The following is a 24,468-nucleotide window of genomic DNA, read 5'->3' as shown; positions in this document are numbered from 1 at the left end:
CTTGGTGACTGGGGACTTTTGACCCTGCCAGGGTGGTCGGGAGCCCACGAATCATGGGTGACATGACGACGACCCATCGGCCGCACCCGGCCGCCAAACGGCCCGCAGTGGGTGACGTTGTCGCAGGACTCGTCGGTGACGACACCACCTCCTCGGTGACCAGAGCTGCGGTCCGCGAGGCGATGGCCAGAGGTGCGCGGGTACGTTTCCTGCAGGTGTTGCGCGACGGGATGACTCCGGAGGAGCGAGCCGCCTGCGACGAAGCCACATTCACCGCAGCGTTGCGGGCCCTGCGCGAGGCCCCCCGACTTCCCGTCACCTTCGAAGTCGTCGACGGAGAACCTGCGCCCACGTTTGTCCGGCGCAGCGAAGGGGCCAGTGTCCTCGTCGTCGCGCAAGATCAGCCCGCCGAAGATGATGGTGTCGCTCGCTATTGCCTGTCCCACGCGCCATGCGACGTCTTGACCGTCCATCCGGAGAGCAAGGCACCAGCCAGGATCTGAGTGACTGCCAACGCCGCCCCATTGGACTAAGAAGCACTTCCGGTAGCCTGACAGCCCCACACACCTGGCAGAAATGTGACGACATTCACCCCAACTGCCTCAGCGTCACCATCGGGCAACAGCCCAACTCGCCACCAGGCCTGATTCCCGCTGGTAGGTGGTGCGCCCAGCACAGGCATGGCATGAGCGCCCCGTCAGGTCGCATACGATCGAATCGTGTCCGATGCTGTGGAATCGTCAACCGCCGGCCGGTTGGCCCCTGTGGCGGCCCTAGATATCGACGACCTGCTCGCCGAGATCAGATCCCGAGCCGCCGGAGCTCAACAATCCCAGGAACGACTCGCAGGACTCCTGGATGCCGTCATCGCGGTCAGCTCGGACCTCGACCTCCCGACCGTACTCTCCCGCATCGTGTCCTCCGCCTGCGCGTTGGTGGACGCGTCGTACGGCGCACTCGGCGTGGTCGACGAATCAGGCAGACACCTTGTGGAATTCATCACCCACGGGATGGAAGAGGGGGCGCAGGTCATGTCCGAACCCCCGACCGGACAGGGAGTCCTCGGGTTGCTCCTCAGCGACCCGGTGAGTCTGCGGCTCTCCCACGTCAGTGCACATCCCTCCTCGCTGAAAACCCTGCCGCCCGGTCATCCGCCCGTCGATTCCTTTGTCGGCGCCCCTATTCGGGTCCGTGACCATATCTTCGGCAATCTCTATCTGACCCAGAAAAAAGGCGCTCCCGAATTCAGCGAGGAAGACGAACAGCTCATCGCAGCCCTCGCCGCCGCTGCGGGCATTGCCATCGACAAAGCCCAGCTCTACCGGCGCGCCCGTCGCACCCGAGACTGGGCCCGCGCCGTCGGTGAACTCACCCAGACCCTGCTCGAAGGACGCAATGAGCATGGCGCCCTCGCCCGGATGGTCAAACGAGCCCGCGACCTCGGCGACGCCGAACTCGCCCTCGTCGCCACCATGCAAGACGACACCGGCACTCTGATGATCCGGGCCGTGGATGGCATCGACGGAGTCTCTGATGCACTGGTCCACTCCACGCTGCAGAGCGCCCGCTGGCGCATCGTCCTCGCCAACCGGGTCCCGCTGCTCCTGATGACTGACGCCGAAGACGCCCACGTCGGTGAGCTATCCGCCGAAATCCGCGACCGGGCAGGACTGTCTCCAGTGGGCGCCAGCGCCATCGTGCCCATCATCGTCGGTGACGTCGAACTCGGACTCATCGTGCTCTGCTGGCCTGCTGACGGACTCCGCGACGCCCTTGACACCATCGAATCGCTCACCAGCTTCGCCGAACAGATGGGGCTAGCCCTCGAAGCCGCCCGAGCTCAACGATCTCGCTCGCGCACCGTTCTCCTCGAAGACCGTGACCGCATCGCTCGCGATATGCACGACCACGTCATCCAACGCCTCTACGCCACCGGCCTGTCTTTGCAGTCAGCAGCCCGGCGTACCGACGGCGTGGTCCGCGAACGCATCGACACCGCGGTCGATCAACTCGACGCTGCGGTCAAGGATATTCGCCAGGCGATCTTCGAACTCCATCATCAGATCCCCGAGGGCGGCCTTGGCCCTGAACTTGAAGCGATTGTCGAAAGCGCTTCTGAAGGATTTGGTTTTATCCCTGATGTGACCTTTGAGGCGCTCGCGGATATCCCCATGGAATATGAAGCTGATGTGCTGGCGGTGGTGCGGGAGAGTTTGTCCAATATCGTGCGGCATGCGCATGCCACAGATGCGCATGTCTCGGTCAGCGCTGTCGATGACATTGTTATTACGGTCCGGGATAATGGCATCGGCATTCCTGAGGGAGCCGCCCGTTCTGGTCTGGTGAATTTGCGAGAACGCGCTGAGGCACGCGGGGGTAGTTGCCATGCCACCGGTCTCGATCCGGTAGGTAGTGAGGTGATGTGGCGGGTGCCTCTGCCTGGCAGGCTTCTGCACCTGCGGGAGCGGTGACCACGTCGGGTACGTCGCCAGGGGAGTTACCAGCGCAGCAAAGCGAGTCCGACGGCCATGCCGCCGCCGAATCCGGCGAGGAGGACCAGATCGTCTCGGAGTAGGAGTCCTTGCCGGTCTGCTTGGTCCAAGGTGATGCCGACGGAGGCGGCACCGGTGTTGCCATAGATTTCCAGGGTGCGATGGGTCTGGGCAGCGCTCAATCCGAGCGCAGGGACGAGATCGTCCAGCATCATGCCGTTGGCCTGGTGCGGGACAAAGTGGGACACCTCGCCCGGGTCGATGCCAGCGTCATCGAAGAACGCTCGTACCAGCGGGGGGAGTTCGGTGAGGACGAAGTCCTTTACTGCTCGTCCTTCCATGGTGAAATAGGCAAGTCCGGTCTCGTAGTGAATGTCCGACAGCGGAATGCGGCTGCCGCCAGCCGGCACGATGATTTTGTCGTTCAGTGCGCCAAAGGTGTGCAGTTTGGTGGAAATTACGCCATGTCGGTCGTCGTCGCTGGGGCCGAGGACCACCGCGCCTGCACCGTCACCAAAAAGGATGACCGTACGTCGATCTTTGGGGTTAAGGATTCGGCTATAGACGTCAGCGCCGATCACGAGGGCATATCCGTCAACGGCCCACAGCATCCTGGCCACGGTCGACAGGGCAAACACGAACCCGCTGCACACGGCGTTCATATCGAAGGCGGCGGCCTGTCGAGCTTGTAAGTGATGTTGCACGTAAGCGGCAGTGGGAGGTTGGGGATGGTCAGGGGTGGAGGTTGCCACCACGATGTAGCGCAGGTCGTCAGGGTGCAGCCCGGCAGACTCCAGCGCCTGACGTCCGGCCTCGACGGCCAGATCAGAGGTGGCTTGATGAGAGTCGACCCACCGGCGTTCCCGGATGGCAGTTTTGGTGCGAATCCAGGCGTCATCGACGCCGGCAGGTGCCCCGACCTCGTCGTTGGTCACGATCCGTGACGGCACAAAAGCTCCGGTGCCCCAAACAGCCACGCCCATGACCGGCTCCTCTCTGTGGTTCCTCCTCACTGTGTCATCACCAGATCGGCTCACGGTCAGCAAGAGAATGCGGCGGTCGTCACAGCCGGGAGTTTCCTGTGTCCGAGCACCCATCCTGGCGAGGGACAATGGCCCGTGGCGGCACCCTGAACTCCACCGACGGCCGCCTTCGACACCCGAAACGGATCACCATGACACGACCCCGCCGACCGTGGCGAGGACTGGCCGGGCCCGGACCCGCCGACCAGGACTCGACTTTGCCGGCTGTGCCCGAACCGCAGGATCTCCCAGACAGCGTTTCTGACGCGGTGGAGCCGTTACCTGCGCCGTCACCTGAACCTGCGTCAACTCCGATGACGCAGACTCCGGTGACGGTCATTTCCCCCGCTCCGTTGACTGGGAGTGCACCGCAGTCATCGGTGTCTCGATCTGCTGGGCGCGGCCGACGGTTGATGTCACGGCTTCTGGCCAAGTCAGGATTGACGTCGCACCGTCAGCCTCCAGTGGATCTCACCGGGTGGACCGTGGCGGAATATCTCGTCGAACGGGACCGTGACAAGAACGACCCATTCGTGCAGCGGCGGGCCGGACATGAGGCGGTTTCGCTGATCAACCGGATGTCCGGCGTGCTCCCTGCCGGGGCGGTGCCGGTGGCTCGGGCGATCACGGATGCAGCGCCACCGGTGGGGGAGCGGGTGGTCCCGGCGCTGCGTGACGTCCTGGATCGGTATCTCCCCGAGACTTTGCAAGCGTTCAACGCGGAAGCCTTGCCTGAACTGCGGGTGCGGGCAGAGCATTTGCTCACCACACAACTCGACCTGTTGTATGACGCCACGGCAGCGCTACTGCACGCACAGGTCGACGATGACGACCGGGACTTGCAGGTCCAGGCGGCGTTCTTGCATGAACGGTTCGCTGGGATGGCTCCAGGACGGTTGGACCTGGCGCCATTGTCGGGTACGACGAGCCGGTCTCGGACTGCTGCGGTGTATGTCCCGGATTTGCCGTCAGCGATGCGCCGCCCTTCATTGGCGATGCCTCCCGTCGAAGGGCGGACCCATGTCCGGCATGACATGCAGCCGGTGGTGCTCTTCGGTGGGGACCGGGCTGGTAACACTCGATTCAAGTTGCGCATGGCACTGCCCAAAGGACATGTCGCGACTGTCGGGGTGGTCTCGGAAACGTTGCAGGGTGTGGTTTGTTTTGATCAGACTTCCAACCGACGGTTCTTCACCCTTCGGCGCGTCACTGGTTTTCCGGCTGCCCAGGTCGATCTGGGGTTGCGGCTCAACACCTTCGACGTACGTCGGTTCATGGTGTATGCCAGCACGACCCAGCAGGCGGACCCGACGTCCACGGTCCTTTTCATGCGACGAGGTTCAGAGCAGGCGGACTTGCCCACGTTGTTGACGAACGATCCGCGAGTGCCATTGACGGTGATTGCCACGGGCGTCGACGTCCAGGGGGGGATCATGGTCCGCAACGAGTCGACGCTCTTCCCCGATCTGCGGACAGCGTGCACCGCTTTTGGGTTTGATCAGGTGGCTTGGTTGGATCAGGACACTCCGGTGATCTGAGCTCAGTTCGGTATGACGAAGGCGCCGTCGTCTCCCCGGAACAGGGGAGCGACGGCGCCTTCGAGACGTCAGATCGATCAGATGTCGTAGTACATCTCGAACTCGTGGGGGTGTGGACGGAACCGGATCGGGTCGACCTCGTTCAAGGTCTTCCATTCGATCCACGTCTGAATCAGATCTTCGGTGAAGACATCTCCTTCTAGGAGATAGTCGTGGTCGTCCTGCAACGCCTGCAACACCTCGGGAAGGGAGCCAGGCACCTGCGCAATGGCTTGGTGCTCCTCCGGAGGCAGTTCATAAAGGTCTTTGTCGATCGGCTCTGGCGGCTCGATGCGGTTGCGGATGCCGTCGAGTCCGGCCATCAGCTGCGCTGCAAACGCGAGATACGGGTTGGCAGATGGGTCAGGAATGCGGAATTCGATCCGCTTGGCTTTGGGAGAGGTGCCAGCGATCGGGATACGAATGCAAGCGCTGCGGTTGCGGGCCGAGTAAACCAGGTTGACTGGGGCTTCGTAACCCGGCACCAAGCGGTGATAGCTGTTCACTGTGGGATTGGTGAAAGCTAAAAGTGACGGCGCGTGCGCCAGCAAACCACCGATGTACCAGCGGGCCAGGTCAGACAGGCCGCCGTACCCCTGCTCGTCATAGAACAGCGGTTTGCCGTCCTTCCACAAGCTCTGGTGGGTGTGCATCCCCGACCCATTGTCGCCGAAAACCGGCTTTGGCATGAACGTGGCGGATTTACCTTCGTTCCAGGCAACATTTTTGATGACGTATTTGAACTTCATCATGTCGTCGCCGGAATGCAGAAGCGTGTTGAACTTGTAGTTAATTTCCTGCTGACCAGCGCTACCGACCTCGTGGTGGGCACGTTCAACATCGATGCCGACCTCGTCCAGGACAGAGCACATCGTGTCGCGGATGTCGGCGAAGTGATCGACTGGCGGGACCGGGAAGTAGCCGCCCTTGACTCGAGTCTTATATCCCTTGTTGCCTTCGGCATATTCACGGCCGCTGTTCCAGCTGGCTTCGACGGCGTCGATGTAGTAGAAGCTGGCGTTCGCTGCGGTCTGGAAGCGGATGTCGTCGAAGACGAAGAATTCAGCCTCTGCGCCAAAGTAAGCGGTATCAGCGATGCCGGTGCTCTTCAGATAAGCCTCAGCCTTAGCGGCGATATTGCGCGGGTCACGGCTGTATGGCTCGTCAGTGAATGGGTCCACGATGGAGAAGTTCATGATAAGCGTCTTCTCCGCGCGGAAAGGGTCAAGATAGGCGGTGGTGATATCCGGCAATAACTTCATGTCGGACTCGTGGATCGCCTGGAAACCACGGATTGAGCTACCGTCGAAGGCTTGCCCGGTCGTGAAGAAGTCCTCGTCGACGGTTTTTGCCGGCACATTGAAATGCTGCATTACCCCGGGAAGGTCGCAGAAGCGGATGTCGACGAATTTGACGTCCTCAGCTGCGATGAAGTCCAGGACTTCTTGCGGTGTAGTGAACAAGACCGACCTCCTCGTCCAGGCGGCTCACGCATCTCGTGAACCCCGGGCTGTCCACCGCCGACAGTAGGGCGGGTGGGTTTCTCGACCATGACCCCTATGTTTCCCAAGTGTTACACGGGGGAGTTCTCAGCGTCATCGGTGGCAGACCTAGCCCCACGGCGGTGTCGACGTCGCTAGGGTGACGGACGTGGTCAAACGTGAAGACATCGCCTCGTGGTTGCAGGGTCCACCCGTTGCCGGGGAGAAGGATCTGCCGGACGGAACGACGGAGCCTGCTGGTGTCCGTTTGGGTTTCCCGGCCACCGGGCAGGGGTCTATCGGGCGGATGTCGCGTCGAATCCCGGCGCTTCTGATCGACTGGTTGGCCTGTCAGGCCATTGCCATGGCTTTCTTCGACTATCGGGTCGGGGGCGGTGGCGGCAGCGGGTCGTTTGCGCCGTTGATGGTCTTCTTCGTGGAAAACGTGCTGTTGGTGGGCACGTTAGGGAGCACCTTGGGGCATCGGCTGTGCGGTTTGCGGGTGGTCACCGTTGATGGTCGGTACGCCGGAGTACGGCGTGCCTTATGGCGGACCGTGTTGTTGTGTCTGGTGGTGCCTGCCGCGATCTGGGATCGGGACAACCGGGGAATGCACGACCGGCTAGCTGGCACCGTTTTGGTGCGCAACTAGCCGGTCGGATCAGGCTGACACGGGGGCAAGATCAGCGAGGACGCATTCCTTTGCTCCGCATCTTGGTGGGGTCAATGCCTTGGGGGATGGGTGGCCGCTGACCCCCGATAGAGCGCAGGCGCTTGTCGATCTGCGGGACCTCGTGCTTGGTCAGCACCTTGTCAAGGCCATTCATTTTCTTGATCAGGTCTTTGGTGGCGATGACATCTGGCCCGTTCCCCGTACCGACCCGGAAAGTGTGCACCGGTACGTTGGGAATCAACCGGGCCGTGCGTTTGCGTTCCGCGGAGAGCATCTTCATCGCTCGTCCTGTCGGTCCCTCGGCGATGAGCACCACACCTGGCCGACCAACGGCTCGGTAGACCAGCGCGGCCTGCATCGGGTCGCGGGACCCACCGGTGTCGGCAGCGATCGGTTCTTGCTGGTAGCTCCAGCCTCGGCGGATGCTACCTAGGGCAGCGCCGACTTCACCACGCTGCCCAGAGATCCTGCCGTACGCCCCAGCTTCCGCTTTGCGAGCCAGTAGCCATAGACAGGGCAGCACCGCCAGCATCAGGAAGATCACCGTCATGTACACCGGATGCCCCATCGCCGCGCCGAGGAGATACCCGGCAGCGGTGAAGAGGATCACGATTCCGGCCAGATAGAACGGCAGCCGCGGGTCAGCGGACCTGGCCAGGCTGAAAACCTGCCGGAACTGGTCGAAGCGGGTCGTCAGGGACGTGCGGGTCCTGGCCAGGAATCCTGGCCGGTTGGGGTCCTTGGGTGCGCGCGCCATGGTGCGGTGGGTTCCTTCTTCTGGTGCCGGATGAAGAGCGATGTGGAGGTCAGGCGCTTCGGTCAGTGACCTGCAGGATACTGCTGGCCTCCTGTCGTGCGGGCGCATGTTCAGTGGCTGTCAAGTGGGACAGGTGATCCGGAACGGGGCGACCGGCCCGGGTCATGGCTTGCGCCCACAACCGCCCAGCCCGGTACGACGAACGCACCAACGGCCCCGCCATGACTCCGGCGAAACCGATCGAGGTGGCGTACTCCGACCAGCGCACGAACTCCTCAGGTTTGACCCATCGGTCGATCGGGTGGTGCAGCGGTGACGGACGCAGATATTGCGTGATGGTGAGAATGTCACAGCGGGCGTCGTGCAGATCACGGATCGCTTGGGCGATCTCTTCCTCCTGCTCACCCATGCCCAGAATCAGGTTGGATTTGGTGACCAGGTCAGCGTCTGCGGCCATGGAGATGACCCGCAGGGATTTTTCGTAGGTGAACGCCGGGCGGATCCGTTTGAACAGTCGGGGCACGGTCTCGACGTTATGGGCGAAGACCTCTGGGCGGGCGTCGAAGATCTTTCCGACGAGTTCCGGACGGGCTCCGAAATCTGGAGGCAGGATCTCTACCCCGGTCTGGGGGCTGATCTCGTGGATGGCCCGCACGGTATCGGCGTACAACCCGGAGGCGCCGTCTGCCAGATCATCCCGGGCGACGCCGGTGACTGTCGCATAACGCAGACCGAGGTCACGGACAGACTCGGCGACCCGGCGGGGTTCGTCCAGGTCTAGGTCGGCGGGTCGGCCGGTGGCGATGTCGCAGAAGTCGCATCGACGGGTGCAGACGTCACCACCGATGAGGAAGGTCGCTTCTCGGTCTTCCCAACATTCGAAGATATTGGGGCAGCCGGCTTCCTGACACACCGTGTGCAGTCCGCCCTTCTTGACCAGACCGCTCATCGCGGTATATTCCGGCCCCATCTTCGCGGTGGTACGGATCCAGGACGGCTTGCGCTCGATGGGGGTCTGCGCGTTGCGCGCTTCGACCCGCAAGAGGCGGCGGCCGTCAGGTGCCACAGACACAGACGACTCCTTCGTGCGGTGACGGGAACGTTCCCGGGTCGGGCGACGGCCCGGGAGGACGGTTTCCTAGCGTACCTGGGACACTGGTCAGGGCACGTCACGCCTGGCAAAAGACCACCAGCCGAGCATGAGTACCAGTGCTGTCAACCCCACGAGTACCCCGCAGCCTTGGGCGAACCAGATGGTCTCACTGAACCAGCTGTAGCTGGGGGATCCATCCGCGTTCTGTCCATACCGTGAGAAGTGGAACTGCCAGCTGCCCTTGGCGAAGGCTTGGACGTTGTTGAGCAGCGTCCACCGAGCGTATTCGGACAGCATCGAAGCGCCCCAAGAGTCCACCACTAGCAGAGTGAACGATGCGCCCAAGACCGCGGCAGAATGCCGCAACACGAAGGCTGTTGCCGCCCCTCCCAGCGCGGTGAGCACGGACAGCCCCACCACGCGGGCTGCCGCAGTCGCCACGTCCTGAATGGCTTGGCCAGATACCGCGAGGGACATGCCGTGGATCTGAGCAGTTGCCGCCATCGCTGCGAGCATCACGATAGTGAGAGTCGCAGTGCCGATCAGCACCGCGGTGGCTGTTGCCGTGATTTTGCTGAGGAAAACCCGACTGCGTCGTGGCTCATGCAGCAGATATGTCGAGATCGAGCCAGTGCTGAATTCTGCTGCCACCCAACTCGCACCGAGGAACAAACTGAACATCCCCAGCAGTAGCGCTATGTCTCCCAACGTGGACGAGGCGATCTCGTGGAACGGGGGGATGCGGCGGATGAAATTCTCTGGGCGGGGTGCGATGTCAGAGCAGTCGATCCTGGTCTGTGGGAACCTGCCGTTAACATCTTCCTGCGCTTGGCGGCAGGCAGCTTTCTCCTGCTCACCGTGCTCCTCAAACTCGGCTTTGGCCTGAGAGAACGCCTGGTCCGCCTGTCGTTGCTCAGCTGGTGAGACTGGCATGGTCTGTTGCCAGGTGTCAGTGAGCATCATGGCGAGGAGCAGCACCGACAGGAGTGCCACCATCCAGGTCAACGGTCGGCTGCGGATCCGTGTGAGTTCAACGCGCCAGAGCCGCATCATGACTGCCTCTCGGGGTCGACATTGTCCCGGCGGCTCCTGCTAAACCACCCTTCTGTCGAAGCTGGTGTACCGGGGGGACCCTGCACCGCATCCGTTGACGTGATGTGGAGGAACGCCGACTCCAGGTCAGCGCGAATCGGCACTAACTCCTGGACGTAGAGATGTTGCCCCGCCAAGATCCGAGTGATCCGGGCGGGATCTGTGGCCGACTCCACCATGAGAGCATCTGCCTCCGTGGCGACGACGTACCCTGCGTGCTCTAATACCCTGCGTGCCGCCACCAGATCAGCGGTGACGACCCGGACCCGATCAACAGTGACGCCGGCGAGGATCTCGCCGACGGTGCCCTGCCCCAGGATTCGACCCCGCCCCACGATGGACACCGTGTCCGCCACTTGCTGGACCTCACCCAGCAAATGACTACTCACCAAGACGGTGCGCCCTTGGTCACCGAGATCCCGCATCGTCCGGCGGATTTCTTTGATTCCCGCTGGGTCTAATCCGTTGGTGGGTTCGTCAAAGATCACCAATTCTGGGTCCTTCAACAGAGTCGCCGCGACCGCCAGGCGCTGAGTCATCCCTAAGGAATAGCTCTTGACCGCGTCCTTGGCTTGCTCGGTCAACCCGACCTGTTCCACGACCGTACCCACCCTGCTCCGGGACACTCCAGCGGCATCGGCTAGCAGTTCGAGGTTGCGCTGTCCGGTGAAAGTCGGAAACATCCGCGGCCGTTCTACGATCGCCCCGATCCGGCCCATCACCAACGGCAAGTTCCGCGGGATGGAATGACCAAAGATCGACATCACACCGGCATCTGGACGAGCCAGCCCCAACAGCATCCGCAATGTTGTGGTCTTACCTGATCCGTTCGGCCCTAAAAAAGCGTGGACCCCTCCGAGCGGGACCTGCAGATCGAGACCTTCCACCGCGACCACCCGGCCACGCCGCTGCCAAAAGGTCTTACGCAACCCCTGGGTGTCGATCGCCCACGGCGACGCGCCCCCGGCCCTATCAGCCATGAAGCCCTCCCCGTCCTCCGCGTCGGCGCGGTCGGGACGTTCACAGACTAGACAGCTACCAGGGACCCGCCACGTTGGCGCGCCGAAAGCGATTCGCGTCAGCTGATGGCAGCCTGCTGGCCGTCGAGGACCTCTGCCAGATGACGTTCCACCGAAGGCACCAACTCGGCGACTCCGACCTGACGCCCCAGCTCCAGGCTGAGGTTGCTCACTCCCGCGTCGGTAATCCCGCATGGCACGATCACCTGACCCCAGGACAGGTCGCAGTCGGCGTTCAAAGCGAACCCGTGCATCGTGACTTCTTGGCTCACTCGGATACCGATCTGCCCAATTTTGCGTTCTGGTCGTGAGCCTGACGCCGGGAGCCAGACACCGCTGCGTCCCTCGACACGTATCGTTTCTAGACCCAGTTCGGCGCACACCGACATCATCACCTGTTCGAGTCGGCGTACGTGAGCCACCACGTCAACTGGATTGCCTAGTCTCACAATCGGATACCCCACCAATTGGCCAGGGCCGTGCCAGGTGATCTTGCCCCCACGATCCACGTCCACCACGGGCGTGCCGTCCAGCGGACGCTCATGCGGCTCGGTCCGTTTCCCCGCCGTATAGACCGCAGCGTGCTCCAACAACAGCACCGTATCGGGCAACTCCCCAGCCACCACCTTGGCATGCACCTGACGCTGGTGATCCCAGGCCGCACGGTAATCGACGTAATCAGGGGCAAAGCCGAGGTGCTCAAAACGCATGTGAGCAGACTACGTGCCCGATCTGCCCCCGACCGCCACCACCCCACCCGACTGGATCGGCATCACCTGTGGAAAACTCCTGACGCTCCGCAGATCCCCCGGCATAGTGGTCCACCGACGAAGGGGGACCCATGACCGATCGCGAAGCCGCACCGTGCTCCACACCTGTCGACATCGGACCGGACCGAGTCGACGACCCCGCCCCGCGTATCCCCGGCCTCACCGTGCAACGGTGCCGGGGTCACGGCGCGACTGGAGCCGTTTATACCGCGCGAAGAGACCTGGATGGCTGGACCTGCGCCGTCAAGGTGATCTCGACACCCCACAGCGCTGATCCCCGGATACGTCGAGAAATCGACGTCCTCACTGCATTCCGCTCCCCAGGGCTGATTCGTCTCCATGAGGTCGTCTCCACCGACGACGGACGACTCGCGCTCATCCTGGACCACCTCGACGCAGGCGTCCTACGCGACCTGCTTGCCCGACGTGGGCGGCTCCTCGAACGCGAAACCCTCGGTGTCCTGCGTGCGATCCTCCCAGCCCTGCAGATGCTGCACGCCGGGGGCATCACGCACGGCGACATCAGCGCCAGCAACATCCTTGTCAATCACTACGGGCGAGCAGTACTCAGCGACCTTGGCAGCGCCCGATTGGTCGGAGATCACCACGACAGCATCTATGGCACCCGCGGATACACCGCACCAGAACTACACCTGACCGGTCAGGTCACCCCCGCCACCGATATGTACGCCCTCGGAGCAGTCTGTTGGCTCATGTTGGCCGGGGCCATCCCCCCTGACCGCTTCCACCGCAAGACTGCAGTGGCCACCTTCCCCGACATTGACACCCGCCTCGCCGAGCTGATCGACGCCTGCCTCAGCGCACATCCCACACAACGACCCGACGCCGCCCATGCCCGGCAGCTATGCGCCTCCCTTGGTGCCGACGAACCTCTGGCGCTGCCGGACGCTCCAGACCTTGGTGGCTCATTGACCCACCGGATCAGAGAGGACAGAACACCCCGCCCAGCGCTCCTCACCGGCAGCGCGGACCTTGACCGACTCAGTGCTCCTGCCCCCGGCGACAATGAACCCCCCGCAGGCTCGCTCGAAGGCCGCCACCGAGGCGCCGACCCCTCCACCGCCGAAGTCCTGCTCACCCGCAGCGTCCGTGCAGCCAACGCCCGCGGCGTACAGATCGCGGGCTCAATCGCCATGGGAGTCCTCCTGGGAACAGCTGCTTGGCATCTGGCCGGCCGGGAACTCTTCGCCCAAGCGGCGCCCGCGCCAACACCGACAACCATCACCATGCCCACGGCACCACCACCCACCGCACCACAACACCCTTCACCCCCTACGACCTCCACCGCCTCCGGACCGTCTCCCACCGACGTAGCTGCCGCGACGGACCTACTCCATCGGCTGTTACAGGAGCGCGCTGCCGCATACGCCGAGGCCACTCCCGATCGTGTCAACCAGTGCTATGACCCCAGCACCACTGTTGCTACTCAGGCCCGCGCCGACGTCCTTCAACTCCACCACCACCGCCGCCGATACCTCGGGCTGTCCTACGCCGTACGGTCCGTCACGATGCCGACTTCCGGCCCCTTCACCCAGGGGGAGCCCCTCCAGCTGATCGCCACCGTCGACACCAGCGCCTACCGCGTCCAGGACGATGCCGAGCCGCACACCAGTCATCGCCGCCCCGAAACCCCCGGAACCCCCTTGATGTACACCCTCCGGGAAACGCCACAGGGGTGGCGCATCACGGAAATCAGCCCCGTGACGAGCCACCCCTGAAGCAGGAGTGCTACGCAGCATCACACCTCGAAAGCGCCACCCTCAAGGCGAGCCTTCAAAGCGGAAAGGAAACGACCCGCGTCCGCACCATCAACGACCCGGTGGTCATAGGTCAGGCACAGATACATCATCGAGCGGATCGCGATTGACTCTCCACCCAGGTCGTCGGTCACCACGACCGGACGCTTGGTGATCGCGCCGGTCCCGAGGATGCCCACCTGGGGCTGGTTGATGATCGGCGTGTCCATCAATGACCCGTTGCTGCCGATGTTGCTGATGGTGAACGTCCCACCACCCAACTCGTCCGGTCCCACCTTGTTGGTGCGGGTCCGCTCCGCCAGGTCAGCGATCTTACGGGCCAAACCGGCGATGTTGAGGTCACCGGCTTCTTTGATCACCGGGACCAGCAAGCCTCGCTCGGTGTCCACCGCGATACCCAAGCGCTCGCTGGCGTGGTAGACGATCTCCTCGCCCTCCACGCTGGCATTGAGCTGCGGGTAAGCCTTCAGCGTCTCTACCGTTGCTAGGGCGATGAACGGAAGAAATGACAGCTTCACCCCTTCGCGCTGCTGGAAGTCGCCCTTCACCTTCGCGCGCAGTGCCGCCACCCGCGTCATGTCGACCTCTACCACGGCAGTCAACTGGGCAGAGGTCTGCAACGACTCCACCATGCGCTGCGCGATGATTTTGCGCAGACGGGACATCTTCTCCGAGGTGCCGCGCTTGGCAGAAACCTGCACCGTCGGCGCAGTCGGCGCGGCAGCAGCAGGAGCGGCGGCCGGAGCTGCGGAAGGAGCCGGAGCACTGGCTGCCTGGCGGGCAGCAGCGGCGTCCAGCACATCCTGCTTACGAATCCGCCCGCCCACGCCAGTCCCGGTGAGGGTGCTCAAGTCGACACCATTGTCCGCGGCCAGCTTGCGCACCAGTGGCGTCACATAGCTGGTCGGGTCGTCGCTAGCTGGCTTCGCAGTCTCAGTCGGAGCCGATGGGGCTGCCGGGCGGGCCGCGGGAGCTTCAGCCGCCGGTGCTGTCGGGGCCGGAGCAGCCGGAGCTGGGGCGGCTGGAGCCGACGCAGGCGCTGCCGGAGCCGGAGCAGGTGCTGTCGCCTCGACCTGACCACCGATCACGGCAAGATCGGCGCCGACCGGAACGGTCTCGTCCTCACCCACCAGGATCTTGGTCAGTTTCCCCGCCACGGGGGACGGAATCTCGGTGTCCACCTTGTCGGTCGAGACCTCCAGCAGAGGCTCGTCGACACCGACCTCGTCGCCTTCCTGCTTCAACCAGCGGGTGACGGTCCCCTCGGTCACGGACTCACCCAACGCAGGCATCGTCACGGTCTCGCCGCCGCTCACGGAGCCAGACTCAGCCGCGGCAGGCGCCTCGGCAGCTGCCGGAGCAGCGTCACTTTCGGTGTCAGCATCAACTGGGGCAGATTCAGCCTCAGCAGGGGTAGACGGCGCGGCATCGCCATCACCAATCACGGCAAGATCGGCGCCGACCGGAACGGTCTCGTCCTCACCCACCAAAATCTCTTGCAGGGTCCCGGCAACAGGCGAGGGGATCTCGGTGTCCACCTTGTCGGTCGAGACCTCCAGCAGGGGCTCGTCCATCTGGACGGAGTCACCCACGTTCTTGAGCCAACGGGTGACGGTCCCCTCAGTGACGGATTCGCCCAGGGCCGGCATGGTCACGCGCTCGGACATCGACAAGCCTTTCCTCATTGTGCGGTGCTGACCCCCAGTCTAGGGGCAAGAGTCCCGAGTCACTCGTGGGCATGCAGTGGAGCCCCCGCCAAGGCCATGTGCGCCTCCCCGAGAGCCTCGTTCTGAGTGGGATGCGCGTGTAAGAACGCGGCCACTTCCTCCGGGTGCGCCTCCCAGCCGACGATCAACGTCGCCTCGCCGACCTGCTCACCCATCCGCGCCCCGATCATGTGCACCCCAAGCACCGGACCGTCGACCTGACGGACCACCTTGACCAGCCCGGATGTCCCCAAAATCTGGCTCTTGCCGTTCCCCCCGAGGTTGTATTCATAGCTGGTCACGGCCTTCTCGCCGTACTTTTCCTGAGCGCGAGCAAAGGTCAGACCCACCGACGCGATCTCCGGGTCGCAGTAGGTGACTCGCGGGATCCCGCTCTCCACGATGGGGGTGGGCTCCAGCCCCGCCAGATGCTCAGCGACCAAGATCCCCTGGGCGAATCCCCGATGCGCCAGCTGCAACCCCGGAACGATATCCCCTACCGCGTACACCCCAGTGACCGACGTCCGACACCATTCGTCAGTCACCACATATCCGCGGTCCATGGCGATCCCAGCTTCGGCGTACCCCATCCCCTCGGTCACCGGGCCGCGTCCCACCGCCACCAACAACACATCCGCCGAGACCGAATCCCCCCCAGCGAGCTGCACCTGCACCTCGTCGTCATCCTGAGTGACCGACTCCACCGACGTCCCGGTACGGACGGTGATCTTACGACGCCGGAACGCGCGCTCCAGCTGAGCGGAGATCGCTTCATCTTCCGCCGCGACCAGACGGGGCAGCGCTTCGACGACCGTCACCTGAGCGCCCAAGCTGCAGAAGACCGACGCAAACTCCACCCCGATGACCCCACCGCCCAACACCACGACCCGTTGGGGAAGCTCTTGCAGCTGCAAAGCCTGATCGCTCGTGATCACCCGACCCCCCATGGGGATGCCTGGCACTGTCTTCGCCATCGAGCCGGTGGCCAGCACCACCGAACGCCCGACCACGCGACGCCCGTTGACCTCCACGGTCCGTTCCGCGACCAGCCTGCCCTCACCGGCCACTACGTCAATCTCTGCAGCTTTCACCAGGCCTTGCAGACCCTTGTACAACCGGGAAATCACCCCGTCCTTATAGGTGTGCACCGCAGGGAGATCCACACCGTCCAGCTCCGCTTTCACGCCATAGCGAGCGCTGTGCCGTACCGTGTCCGCGACCTCAGCTGCGTGCAGCAATGCCTTCGTCGGGATGCATCCTCGATGCAAGCAGGTCCCGCCCAGCTTGTCCTTTTCCACCAGAACGACGCTGCGGCCCAGTTGCGCAGCCCGCAATGCGCAGGCATAGCCGCCGCTGCCCCCTCCCAGTACGACGACGTCGACGACCTCCTGCGGGGAAGTGGGTGCGCTCATGGCCAGGTCCTCTCTCAGTGATGGGGGAGCCCGGCATCCGACGGCACGCCGGTGTCTCGTCCCGCGCATCCTTTCAGACCATCAGTACCCGACGTGCCCGGTTTGCCCAAGGAACAACCGAACCCGTTCCATAGCAGCTGCTCGTCGCGGTCACGGGCGGTGCTCTGCCGCCTTCATCGCCCGCTCCAACACGGTCGAAGCCACCGCCTCTCGAGCCATTGGCCCAAAGTGGGTGCCGTCCGGTCGAGCCAACAACTCCTGGGGTGGTGGGAACGACCCGCCCACTGACAACGGCAAATGGTCGTCACACGGGTTGGCGTCGTTACGGCAAAACACATCAGAGATCGTGATCAATCGGACCCGTGGATCGTGGGCCGCCTTTTCCTTCAACAGCCCGATCCACTGCTGGCGAACCTGATCCTCAAAACGCATCCGAACGTAGAATCCAGCGCACCCACCGCCCATGTCCTTCTGGTCAGGTCGGCAATCTGCTGCGGTCTGCAGGCCGGTCGGCTCCGGCTGGACCACAATCAACGTCGCCCCGCGTGCGGTCAACCTGGCTACCGCTGCGTCGAGGACATCTCGGTGCGCCTGTTCAAACCCCGGGTCTGACGCCCGTAGTGGCTTGTCGTCGGGACCCCACATGTCGGCGTATTCGTATCGCGACCACCACAGCACCACCGACGGGTTATCCGCGTCGATATGCGCTTTCTGATCCGGGATGACACCTCGACAAATCGGGCCATCCTCTACTCCACCAAATCGCGGAGTCTTAGGGTTGTACGGGGTGTCATCAGGATTCACTGTGATAATGCCGGAAGCGCCGCACCCGCCGTGTGAGCCATTAATCACGCTGAGGCCCGACCGCTGACCCGCCGCCGCGAAGGCGGCATTCAACTGCAGAGGAACGCTGTCACCAACCAATAGCACTTTCCCTGGAGTTGGCTCACTTCGTTGACTAGTCTCTGCCACTGCTCCCGCGGTGCCAGCATGCCATGGCGTCGCACCCAAGAGCACCGGAATCACGCACACTGCCGTCACCCCTGCGACCCCGGTCTGCAGAATCCGTCGAGGACGGACCTGCCGGAACCAGCCCGATCGCAATGGCATTTCCACCAGGTGGTACGACGCTGCAGCCGTCGCAGTCGTCGCTGCTACCACCACCACCGAACGCCACGGATCGAAGGTGCCCTCCGGCAGCAGCCACAACGCCCACGGCCAATGCCACAGGTATAGCCCATAAGAGATCCGCCCCAGATATGCTGCGACCGGATGAGCAAAGACCGCCCCGACGCCCTTGTCCTGGGGGACAAACACTGCTCCCGCGACGATCGCCAGCACCGCCACGGTCGTCGCTACCGCACCCCCGAAGAAATACCCTGCCGATGGCGCGCCGGTGCCTCCCATGAGCGCTACCGCCGCGGCTAACCCCAGGCAACCCAACACCATTGACCAGGCGGCATACCGCGACACCCACCGCCCCACCCGGGGGCGTAACACTGCGGCGGCAAACACGGCCCCCAACAATGGCTCAAACATTTTTGTGTCAGTGCCCATGTAGGCACGGTCTGGTCCGGCATCCATAAACACTCTGGCCATCGCCACTGCTGACCACAATGCGCACAACGAGCCGGTGATCATCACTGCCGCGGTAGTCCGGTGCCGAGCCCCCGCCACGTCTCGACGAGCATGTCGACCTGAACTCATCGACGCCAACAACATCGCCACCACTGACAAAATCAGCGGCCACACGACATAAAACTGTTCTTCCACCCCTAGCGACCACAAGTGGATCAATGGCGAGGTCGTCCCGTCGTATGCAAAATAACTGCTCGTGGAGATGAAATGCCAGTTCCCGACATACAACAATGACCACAACAGATCTGCGCCCAACGCTGGGCGGCGGAACTCTGGTGCTGCGGTCAACGACCAGATGCCCACCACCAAGAAGAGCAGCAAGGCGGCGGGCATCAATCGAGCCATCCGGCGAGCCCAGAAACGCACTAAATCGATCCGACCGTGCGCCACGATGTCACGCAATAGCAACATCGTGATTAAGAAGCCCGAAAGCACAAAGAACGCATCGACACCCAAATAACCGCCAGCGAATCCGGGCACTCCTAGGTGGTAAAGAATAACCAGCGCCACCGCCAACGTCCGGACACCGTCTAAGGCATCCACCCGGTTCGCAGGGACCGGCGCCTCGTCATCGGCGCCTGGTAGAAAACCAGCCACCGGCTCCACCTGCGCGTCAACGACCCGCACCGGACCTGTCGGACGCACCGGTGACAGCGCCGGGTCGTCCGGTGTGGCCACCTGCATGGCCTCACCGGACGACCGCCCCGGGAGCAATGTGGCCTTCACCACAGCCGGCAGCCGACGCCACCGGGCGGGAACAGGCCGCGATGATTGTTCGCTCACCGAGACCGTTCCTGTCCGCAACGACTCAACCGCCAGCGTGGGGTCACGATCGCGACTCCGCGAGACCAACCAACGTGCGCACCGCAAACCCAGTCCCGCCCCGAGGGGTATACCCGTGCGGCTGGTCATCGTTGTACGCCGGCCCGGCGATGTCCAGGTGGCCCCACAGCTGCGGGTTGCCCTGCGCATCCACACCGACATACTCCCGCAGGAAGGCCGCCGCCAAGCTCGCCCCGCCGGACCGATCGCCGTGATGCTTGCGATCTGCGACCGGTGACTCCAAGCCCTTCGCAATTTCCTCAGGAATAGGCATCGGCCACATCGACTCGCCACCCGCGGCAGCAACCTGAGCCAGCTCGGCACGGAATGCGTCGTTGTTGCTCATGATCGCTGCCGTGCGCTTGCCCAATGCCACGATCGCTGCGCCCGTCAACGTCGCCACGTCCACGACCACGTCCGGGCGGCGACGGGAGGCCAATACCAAACCGTCAGCCAGGATCAACCGACCCTCAGCGTCCGTATTGATGACCTCACAGGTGCTCCCGTCCGCCATCGTGACGATGTCCCCCGGACGCTGCGCCCGACCGCCGGGCATGTTTTCCGCCAAACATAACCAACCGTCCACCGCGATCGGCAGCCCTAGCCGAGCGATGGTGTACACGGCTGCCGCCACCGCAGCAGCACCTGCCATGTCGCACTTCATGTCAACCATGCCATCAGCTGGCTTCAAGCTCAATCCGCCAGAGTCGAAGGTCACGCCCTTGCCGACGTACGACAGGTGACCTTTCGCGCCCTCCGGGGCATACGCCAGGTGCACGATCGCCGGGGGATTCTCCGAGCCCTGGCCCACACCCAGGATCCCGCCGCAGTGCTGCTCCGCCAACGCATCAGCGTCATGGATAGTGACCTGCACCCCCGCCGGGGCTTCCTGGCGCGCCCGCTCAGCAAAACGCATCGGCACGAGCATATTCGGAGGAGTGTTGACCAGGTCACGGGCCCAATGCACGCCCTGCGCCAGCACCTCCGCCCGATGTATCGCGGATGCAGCCCCTTCCACATCAGCGGCACCCACCAGGACAACTTCCGCCACCGGAGTGGAACGCGCCGCCTTCGCGGCCGTCGTCGCCCGATGCGCCGTAAAGGCATAAGCACCCAACGCGAAACCCTCGGTGATGGCGGCCATCGTGGCTGCATCACCGGCAGGCAGCAGCACCGCGACCTTTTCCCGACCGCCAGTCGCCCGAGCTGCCACACCAGCAGCACGACGCCACCGCTCCGCCTCAACGACGTCGCCCTTCCGCTCGCCGAGACCAGTGAGCAGCACACTCGGAGCAGATAACCCGGCGACGCCGGGCAATGGCACCACCTCGTCCGCCGTACCACGGGCGCGGACGGTCTGTGCCGCAGCAGAGACCGCCTGACGGACCGGTTCTGCTATATCGCCGAGCAACTCCGCCCGGTCGTCTACTGAAGCCGTGAATACCACGAGCACTTCAGCGTCTTCCTCGTGTGCGGCGTGCGCGGACAGCGTGAAGGAGGTCACAACTCTGCCTTTCAGGAGGGGAAAACGGATGGGATAGGGCAACCCTGCCAACCGCCTGATTATCCGACACCGCCACCGATAGCGTGACCTCTATGAGCGACACGCAACTTCTGACCTCCCCGCTGGACGGCCGACACCGCGCACTCGGCGCGAAGATGGCCGACTTCGGCGGGTGGGAAATGCCCATCGAATACCCCGGTGGCGGGGTCCTTCGGGAACACCAAGCCGTCCGCGAACGCGTCGGCATCTTCGACGTCTCACACTTGGGCAAAGCCTTGGTGCGCGGGCCTGGCGCGGCAGAGTTCGTCAACAGCTGCTTCACCAACGACCTGCGCAAGGTCACCCCGCCGAAAGCTCAGTACACGATGTGCTGTGACCCTCAGACTGGCGGCGTCGTCGACGACCTCATTCAGTATTTCAAATCTGAAGACGAAGTCTTCCTGATCCCTAACTGTGCCAACACCACCGAAGTGGTCCGCCGGATGCGGGAGATGCTTCCTGCCGAGTTGACGTTGACCGACCAGCACCGGGAGTACGGCGTCATCGCCGTCCAAGGCCCGCAGTCAGCTGAGGTCGTCGCCGCTCTCGGGCTTCCCACCGAGCTGGAATACATGTCCTACGCCGACGCGACCTGGCATGACGCGCCCATGACCGTCTGCCGGACCGGGTATACCGGAGAGAAGGGCTACGAGCTGGTCATGCCCTGGGACAAAGCAGCCGAGATGTGGGACGCCCTGATCGAGGCGATGACGCCGTACGACGGTCTGCCCTGCGGGTTGGGCGCCCGGGACACCCTGCGCACTGAGATGGGGTATGCGCTGCACGGGCACGAACTGTCCATGGACATCACCCCCAATATGGCTCGGGCAGGCTGGGCCGTCGGCTGGAACAAGCCCGACTTCTGGGGCAAGGACGTCCTGGCTGCGCAGAAAGCCGCCAAGGAATGCCGACTGTCCTGGGGACTACTGGTGGAAGGGAAAGGAATCCCGCGCAAGGACTGTGCGATTAAGAACGCCGAAGGCGTCGAGATCGGAGTCGTCACGTCCGGGACCATGTCCCCGACGCTGCGTCAAGGCATCGCTTTGTGCTTGCTGGACCGCGGCGTGACCGCAGGGGACCGCGTGGTGATCGATGTGCGTGGCCGTGAGATTGCTGCGGTGGTGGCTAAACCGCCGTTCGTGCGGACCCAGGTCGCTGACTGAGCTCGTCCTCAGAGGTGGGCCTGGGACGGAGTGTGGACTCCGTCCCAGGCCGGCCTGCTGTCTTGGCCTCAGTCCCCGATGCGGCAAACAGGTCTGGTCGAGGCGGTCCGGTGATGGTCGGTGCTGTTGAGAGATCCAGGACCCGCCCCGCCACGACCCACAGCACGTGAGTGCACTCGGTGGACACCGCGACATTGACCATCCCCAGCAAATCCCGGAATAACCGACCCGACGGATGGTCTGGGACGACGCCTAACCCCACTTCGTTGGATACCAGCACCACCGGTGCCGGTGCCGCACGCAATGCCAGACACAGCCGGTCAGCGGCGCTCTGCACCACAGTGCGGGCCCGATCCCGTTCGGACCAGGTGCCGCTGTCGTCGACTAGTCGTGTCACCCACGTCCCCAGGCAGTCCACCAGCATGGGTCGGTCCGTCGAGGCTACGGCGCCAGGCACATCCGCAGTCTCTATTGTCGTCCAATGCTCCGGTCGTCGCTTCTGATGGACAGCGACTCGGGCCGCCCATTCGGGATCCTGGACCGGGTCAGGCACTGGCCCAGGAGCCACATAAGCCACCCCCGGATCCGCGGGTGCGCCCGCCATGATCTTTTCGGCGTACGCACTTTTGCCGCTGCGCACCCCTCCCACGATCAGAACACTGGTCATCGGCAGGTCACCGGCATTGATGGTCCTTGGGGATCGTGATGGTGTGTGCTGGGCGATTTCACTGCTCGTGCGACACGGTGGGACCGCCTTTGCGACGACGCCACAGCCAGGCGCTGCCGCCTACGACAGCGACGATACCGGCGGCCACCACCGTCAATGTCCGCTTGGACGGGCCAGGGTTGGGTGCCTGATCGCCGTTTTGGGGGTCTTCCGGCTTGGGCTGCTCCAGTGGGGCCGACACGGAAATGTCGACCTTGTCATCTGGTGACGCCGCGGCAGTGGGGATCGAGGCGACTGTCTCAGCGCAATTCTTGCCAGGAGGGTAGTTGTCGATAGCGCAGACTCGCCCGCCATCGTCAGTGGGTTGGGCGACGGCGGTGAGTACCTGGCTGCTGGAGGCGCTGCTGGGCACGAGAGCGCAACGAGCAATCGGAGACGGTGGTGTCGCGTCAGAGGGTCCATCAGATTTGCGGCCGTAATCGACGACGACCCCGATTCGTTTCTTGCCTGCCTCACCGGCGGTTTTCCCGCAAATGTCGGCGAAGGTGGGTTGCGTGCGTGGCGGGCGAGGCTGGTCTTTGGGTGCGGTGACAAACCGCCACCCGTCGACGGTCCCCTCAGCGGGAATCACCGAGTACGGGCCTTTGTCGACAGGAGCCCATTCCTGTCCTTTGTCTTTGTCCTTAGCGTCTTTGTCTTTCTGGCTGAAAAACACCCAGGATCGCTGACCGGCGCCATGTGCCGACTCGGACGGGCTGGGAGTCGTGGTCTCTGCGACGGCTGGACCTGGGACGCTGGCCAGGACGAGGAATGCCACGCCGAGGCTGGGTAGGAGCGGACGGATGACAGGGGACGAACTCGACGACAACGGGATGACCTCCTCGAGCGGACGCGCCCTCCCGCTGGTCACGACAGATCGCAAGCCGCCCTCGTACGACGGAGACGACACTGGCATCGTGGCCCGGTGGTGTCAAAGGACCGGGCCGGGGTGGCGCGACATTCTGTGATCAGTGCCACCTTGGCAGGGACTGATCAGGCACCCAGCGAGGCGTTCTGCAGGGCCTGCACCGCTTCTGGGGGGCCATCGAGATCCACCCGGGTGTGCTTTCCCCGGCCAAAGGCAAACAACATCAACTCTCCGGGAGCACCCGTGAGGGCGACGTCGCCGTCCTTAGTTGCTGCTTTGACCTGTTTGGTCCCATAACCCTCAGCGTGCAGCCGCACTCCGACCGGTGCGGCGCGGAACAACAGGAGCCCGGCTTGGCGCAGTCGGGACCACAACGCCAGCGACATGTCTGCGTCGAGTTCCCTGGGATGCTCGGCAGTCCCCTCTGGTTGGGCTCGCAGGATGTCTTCGTGGTGGACAAAGAACTCCGCCAGGTTGATCGCGTCATCCACCGCAGGGACCCGCAGCGGAGTCCATGGGCGGGGCCCTTGACGCACCATGTCGACCAGAGCGGCCCAGGACTGGGTGGCGTAATCGTCCTGCACCCGTTGAGTGTGTCCGGCGAGCGCGGGGATCACGACCCCGGCTGCGGCGTCGGGACGGCGTTCCCGCATCACCAGGTGTGCGGCCAAGTCACGGGTGGTCCAGCCGTCACACAAGGTCGGAGCTTGTGGCCCGAGGCGGGTGAGGGTGGAACACAGGGCTGCACGTTCGATCTGGGCGAGGCCGGTCATGGCCCCAGTCTGGCAGCCCGCGGGCTCGAGGCGGGTATGTCGGTGCTGTCGGTGGGGCAGCGGAGCAGACCTGGGGGATGGGG

Annotated in this window: 20 protein-coding genes; 6 read left to right on the top strand and 14 right to left on the bottom strand. The window is 63.8% G+C overall.

Annotation, left to right across the window (positions count from 1 at the left end; all coding sequences use genetic code 11):
* The first annotated feature begins 62 nt into the window (after window positions 1-62).
* Both KEM60_RS12730 and KEM60_RS12725 read left to right on the top strand, forming a co-directional pair.
* The gene (locus KEM60_RS12730) at window positions 63-503 is read left to right on the top strand and encodes a universal stress protein (protein ID WP_219107959.1); all 441 of its coding nucleotides are present in this window, start codon (window positions 63-65) and stop codon (window positions 501-503) included.
* 216 nt (window positions 504-719) lie between these two features.
* Complete coding sequence (locus KEM60_RS12725; RefSeq protein ID WP_255574608.1) at window positions 720-2,471, top strand: GAF domain-containing protein; 1,752 nt, start codon at window positions 720-722, stop codon at window positions 2,469-2,471.
* 26 nt (window positions 2,472-2,497) lie between these two features.
* Here the strand turns inward: KEM60_RS12725 and KEM60_RS12720 are convergent, their stop codons facing one another.
* The gene (locus KEM60_RS12720) at window positions 2,498-3,475 is read right to left on the bottom strand and encodes a 3-oxoacyl-ACP synthase III family protein (RefSeq protein ID WP_219107958.1); all 978 of its coding nucleotides are present in this window, start codon (window positions 3,473-3,475) and stop codon (window positions 2,498-2,500) included.
* A 98-nt stretch (window positions 3,476-3,573) separates the two neighbouring features.
* Between KEM60_RS12720 and KEM60_RS12715 the strand changes: the two genes are divergently transcribed.
* On the top strand, window positions 3,574-5,052 hold the full coding sequence (locus KEM60_RS12715) for a hypothetical protein (RefSeq protein WP_219107957.1): 1,479 nt from the start codon (window positions 3,574-3,576) through the stop codon (window positions 5,050-5,052).
* A 77-nt stretch (window positions 5,053-5,129) separates the two neighbouring features.
* Here the strand turns inward: KEM60_RS12715 and glnA are convergent, their stop codons facing one another.
* Window positions 5,130-6,554, bottom strand: coding sequence for a type I glutamate--ammonia ligase (gene glnA, locus KEM60_RS12710; protein WP_219107956.1), 1,425 nt, complete (start codon window positions 6,552-6,554; stop codon window positions 5,130-5,132).
* Between the two features lie 187 nt (window positions 6,555-6,741).
* Here glnA and KEM60_RS12705 point away from each other — a divergent pair, with 187 nt between their 5' ends.
* Entirely contained in the window at window positions 6,742-7,224 is a 483-nt protein-coding gene (locus KEM60_RS12705) for an RDD family protein (protein WP_219107955.1), read from the top strand.
* 31 nt (window positions 7,225-7,255) lie between these two features.
* Here the strand turns inward: KEM60_RS12705 and KEM60_RS12700 are convergent, their stop codons facing one another.
* From KEM60_RS12700 to lipB, 5 genes are all read right to left on the bottom strand, one after another.
* Window positions 7,256-8,002 carry a DUF4191 domain-containing protein gene (locus KEM60_RS12700; RefSeq protein ID WP_219107954.1) on the bottom strand — a complete coding sequence of 249 codons (747 nt, stop codon included), beginning with the start codon at window positions 8,000-8,002 and terminating at the stop codon, window positions 7,256-7,258.
* 49 nt (window positions 8,003-8,051) lie between these two features.
* Window positions 8,052-9,074, bottom strand: coding sequence for a lipoyl synthase (gene lipA / locus KEM60_RS12695; RefSeq protein WP_219107953.1), 1,023 nt, complete (start codon window positions 9,072-9,074; stop codon window positions 8,052-8,054).
* 87 nt (window positions 9,075-9,161) lie between these two features.
* On the bottom strand, window positions 9,162-10,148 hold the full coding sequence (locus tag KEM60_RS12690; protein WP_219107952.1) for an ABC transporter permease subunit: 987 nt from the start codon (window positions 10,146-10,148) through the stop codon (window positions 9,162-9,164).
* Window positions 10,145-11,167, bottom strand: a complete 1,023-nt coding sequence (locus tag KEM60_RS12685) for an ABC transporter ATP-binding protein (protein ID WP_219107951.1) — start codon at window positions 11,165-11,167, stop codon at window positions 10,145-10,147. The genes KEM60_RS12690 and KEM60_RS12685 overlap by 4 nt, the downstream gene beginning before the upstream one ends.
* Before the next feature lie 98 nt (window positions 11,168-11,265).
* Window positions 11,266-11,916, bottom strand: a complete 651-nt coding sequence (lipB, locus tag KEM60_RS12680) for a lipoyl(octanoyl) transferase LipB (protein WP_219107950.1) — start codon at window positions 11,914-11,916, stop codon at window positions 11,266-11,268.
* Window positions 11,917-12,047: 131 nt separating this feature from the next.
* Between lipB and KEM60_RS12675 the strand changes: the two genes are divergently transcribed.
* Window positions 12,048-13,715 (top strand): serine/threonine-protein kinase, encoded by a 1,668-nt coding sequence (locus tag KEM60_RS12675; protein ID WP_219107949.1) that lies wholly within the window; start codon window positions 12,048-12,050, stop codon window positions 13,713-13,715.
* Between the two features lie 20 nt (window positions 13,716-13,735).
* Here KEM60_RS12675 and sucB read toward each other — a convergent pair whose 3' ends face one another.
* The 4 genes from sucB to KEM60_RS12655 form a co-directional block, all read right to left on the bottom strand.
* Window positions 13,736-15,421, bottom strand: a complete 1,686-nt coding sequence (gene sucB / locus KEM60_RS12670; protein WP_219107948.1) for a 2-oxoglutarate dehydrogenase, E2 component, dihydrolipoamide succinyltransferase — start codon at window positions 15,419-15,421, stop codon at window positions 13,736-13,738.
* Between the two features lie 59 nt (window positions 15,422-15,480).
* Entirely contained in the window at window positions 15,481-16,872 is a 1,392-nt protein-coding gene (gene lpdA / locus KEM60_RS12665) for a dihydrolipoyl dehydrogenase (RefSeq protein ID WP_219107947.1), read from the bottom strand.
* Window positions 16,873-17,022: 150 nt separating this feature from the next.
* A complete protein-coding gene (locus tag KEM60_RS12660; protein WP_255574607.1) occupies window positions 17,023-19,293 on the bottom strand; it encodes an acyltransferase family protein in 2,271 nt (756 codons plus the stop codon).
* Window positions 19,294-19,336: 43 nt separating this feature from the next.
* Window positions 19,337-20,836, bottom strand: a complete 1,500-nt coding sequence (locus tag KEM60_RS12655) for a leucyl aminopeptidase (RefSeq protein WP_219107946.1) — start codon at window positions 20,834-20,836, stop codon at window positions 19,337-19,339.
* Window positions 20,837-20,928: 92 nt separating this feature from the next.
* Between KEM60_RS12655 and gcvT the strand changes: the two genes are divergently transcribed.
* Window positions 20,929-22,038 (top strand): glycine cleavage system aminomethyltransferase GcvT, encoded by a 1,110-nt coding sequence (gene gcvT / locus KEM60_RS12650; RefSeq protein ID WP_219107945.1) that lies wholly within the window; start codon window positions 20,929-20,931, stop codon window positions 22,036-22,038.
* Here the strand turns inward: gcvT and KEM60_RS12645 are convergent.
* The 3 genes from KEM60_RS12645 to KEM60_RS12635 all read right to left on the bottom strand — a co-directional run bounded on the left by KEM60_RS12645 (window position 22,001) and on the right by KEM60_RS12635 (window position 24,385).
* Entirely contained in the window at window positions 22,001-22,705 is a 705-nt protein-coding gene (locus KEM60_RS12645) for a bifunctional adenosylcobinamide kinase/adenosylcobinamide-phosphate guanylyltransferase (RefSeq protein WP_219107944.1), read from the bottom strand. The two genes, gcvT and KEM60_RS12645, sit on opposite strands and share 38 nt — an antisense overlap.
* Before the next feature lie 58 nt (window positions 22,706-22,763).
* Window positions 22,764-23,615 (bottom strand): SCO2322 family protein, encoded by an 852-nt coding sequence (locus KEM60_RS12640; protein ID WP_219107943.1) that lies wholly within the window; start codon window positions 23,613-23,615, stop codon window positions 22,764-22,766.
* A gap of 122 nt (window positions 23,616-23,737) precedes the next feature.
* A complete protein-coding gene (locus KEM60_RS12635) occupies window positions 23,738-24,385 on the bottom strand; it encodes a TIGR03085 family metal-binding protein (protein ID WP_219107942.1) in 648 nt (215 codons plus the stop codon).
* Between the last annotated feature and the right edge of the window lie 83 nt (window positions 24,386-24,468).

This window comes from Austwickia sp. TVS 96-490-7B (assembly GCF_019331795.1).
In the GTDB taxonomy this organism is placed as follows: Bacteria; Actinomycetota; Actinomycetes; order Actinomycetales; family Dermatophilaceae; genus Austwickia.
Note: the sequence above shows the minus strand (reverse complement) of the source record. Positions and strands in the feature narration are given on the sequence as shown.

Coding starts and splice junctions, on each gene's coding strand:
- KEM60_RS12730 (WP_219107959.1), top strand. CDS start 63: ATGACGACGACCCATCGGCCGCACCCGGCCGCCAAACGGCCCGCAGTG.
- KEM60_RS12720 (WP_219107958.1), bottom strand. CDS start 3,475: ATGGGCGTGGCTGTTTGGGGCACCGGAGCTTTTGTGCCGTCACGGATC.
- KEM60_RS12700 (WP_219107954.1), bottom strand. CDS start 8,002: ATGGCGCGCGCACCCAAGGACCCCAACCGGCCAGGATTCCTGGCCAGG.
- KEM60_RS12690 (WP_219107952.1), bottom strand. CDS start 10,148: ATGATGCGGCTCTGGCGCGTTGAACTCACACGGATCCGCAGCCGACCG.
- KEM60_RS12685 (WP_219107951.1), bottom strand. CDS start 11,167: ATGGCTGATAGGGCCGGGGGCGCGTCGCCGTGGGCGATCGACACCCAG.
- lipB (WP_219107950.1), bottom strand. CDS start 11,916: ATGCGTTTTGAGCACCTCGGCTTTGCCCCTGATTACGTCGATTACCGT.
- KEM60_RS12675 (WP_219107949.1), top strand. CDS start 12,048: ATGACCGATCGCGAAGCCGCACCGTGCTCCACACCTGTCGACATCGGA.
- sucB (WP_219107948.1), bottom strand. CDS start 15,421: ATGTCCGAGCGCGTGACCATGCCGGCCCTGGGCGAATCCGTCACTGAG.
- lpdA (WP_219107947.1), bottom strand. CDS start 16,872: ATGAGCGCACCCACTTCCCCGCAGGAGGTCGTCGACGTCGTCGTACTG.
- gcvT (WP_219107945.1), top strand. CDS start 20,929: ATGAGCGACACGCAACTTCTGACCTCCCCGCTGGACGGCCGACACCGC.
- KEM60_RS12645 (WP_219107944.1), bottom strand. CDS start 22,705: ATGACCAGTGTTCTGATCGTGGGAGGGGTGCGCAGCGGCAAAAGTGCG.
- KEM60_RS12635 (WP_219107942.1), bottom strand. CDS start 24,385: ATGACCGGCCTCGCCCAGATCGAACGTGCAGCCCTGTGTTCCACCCTC.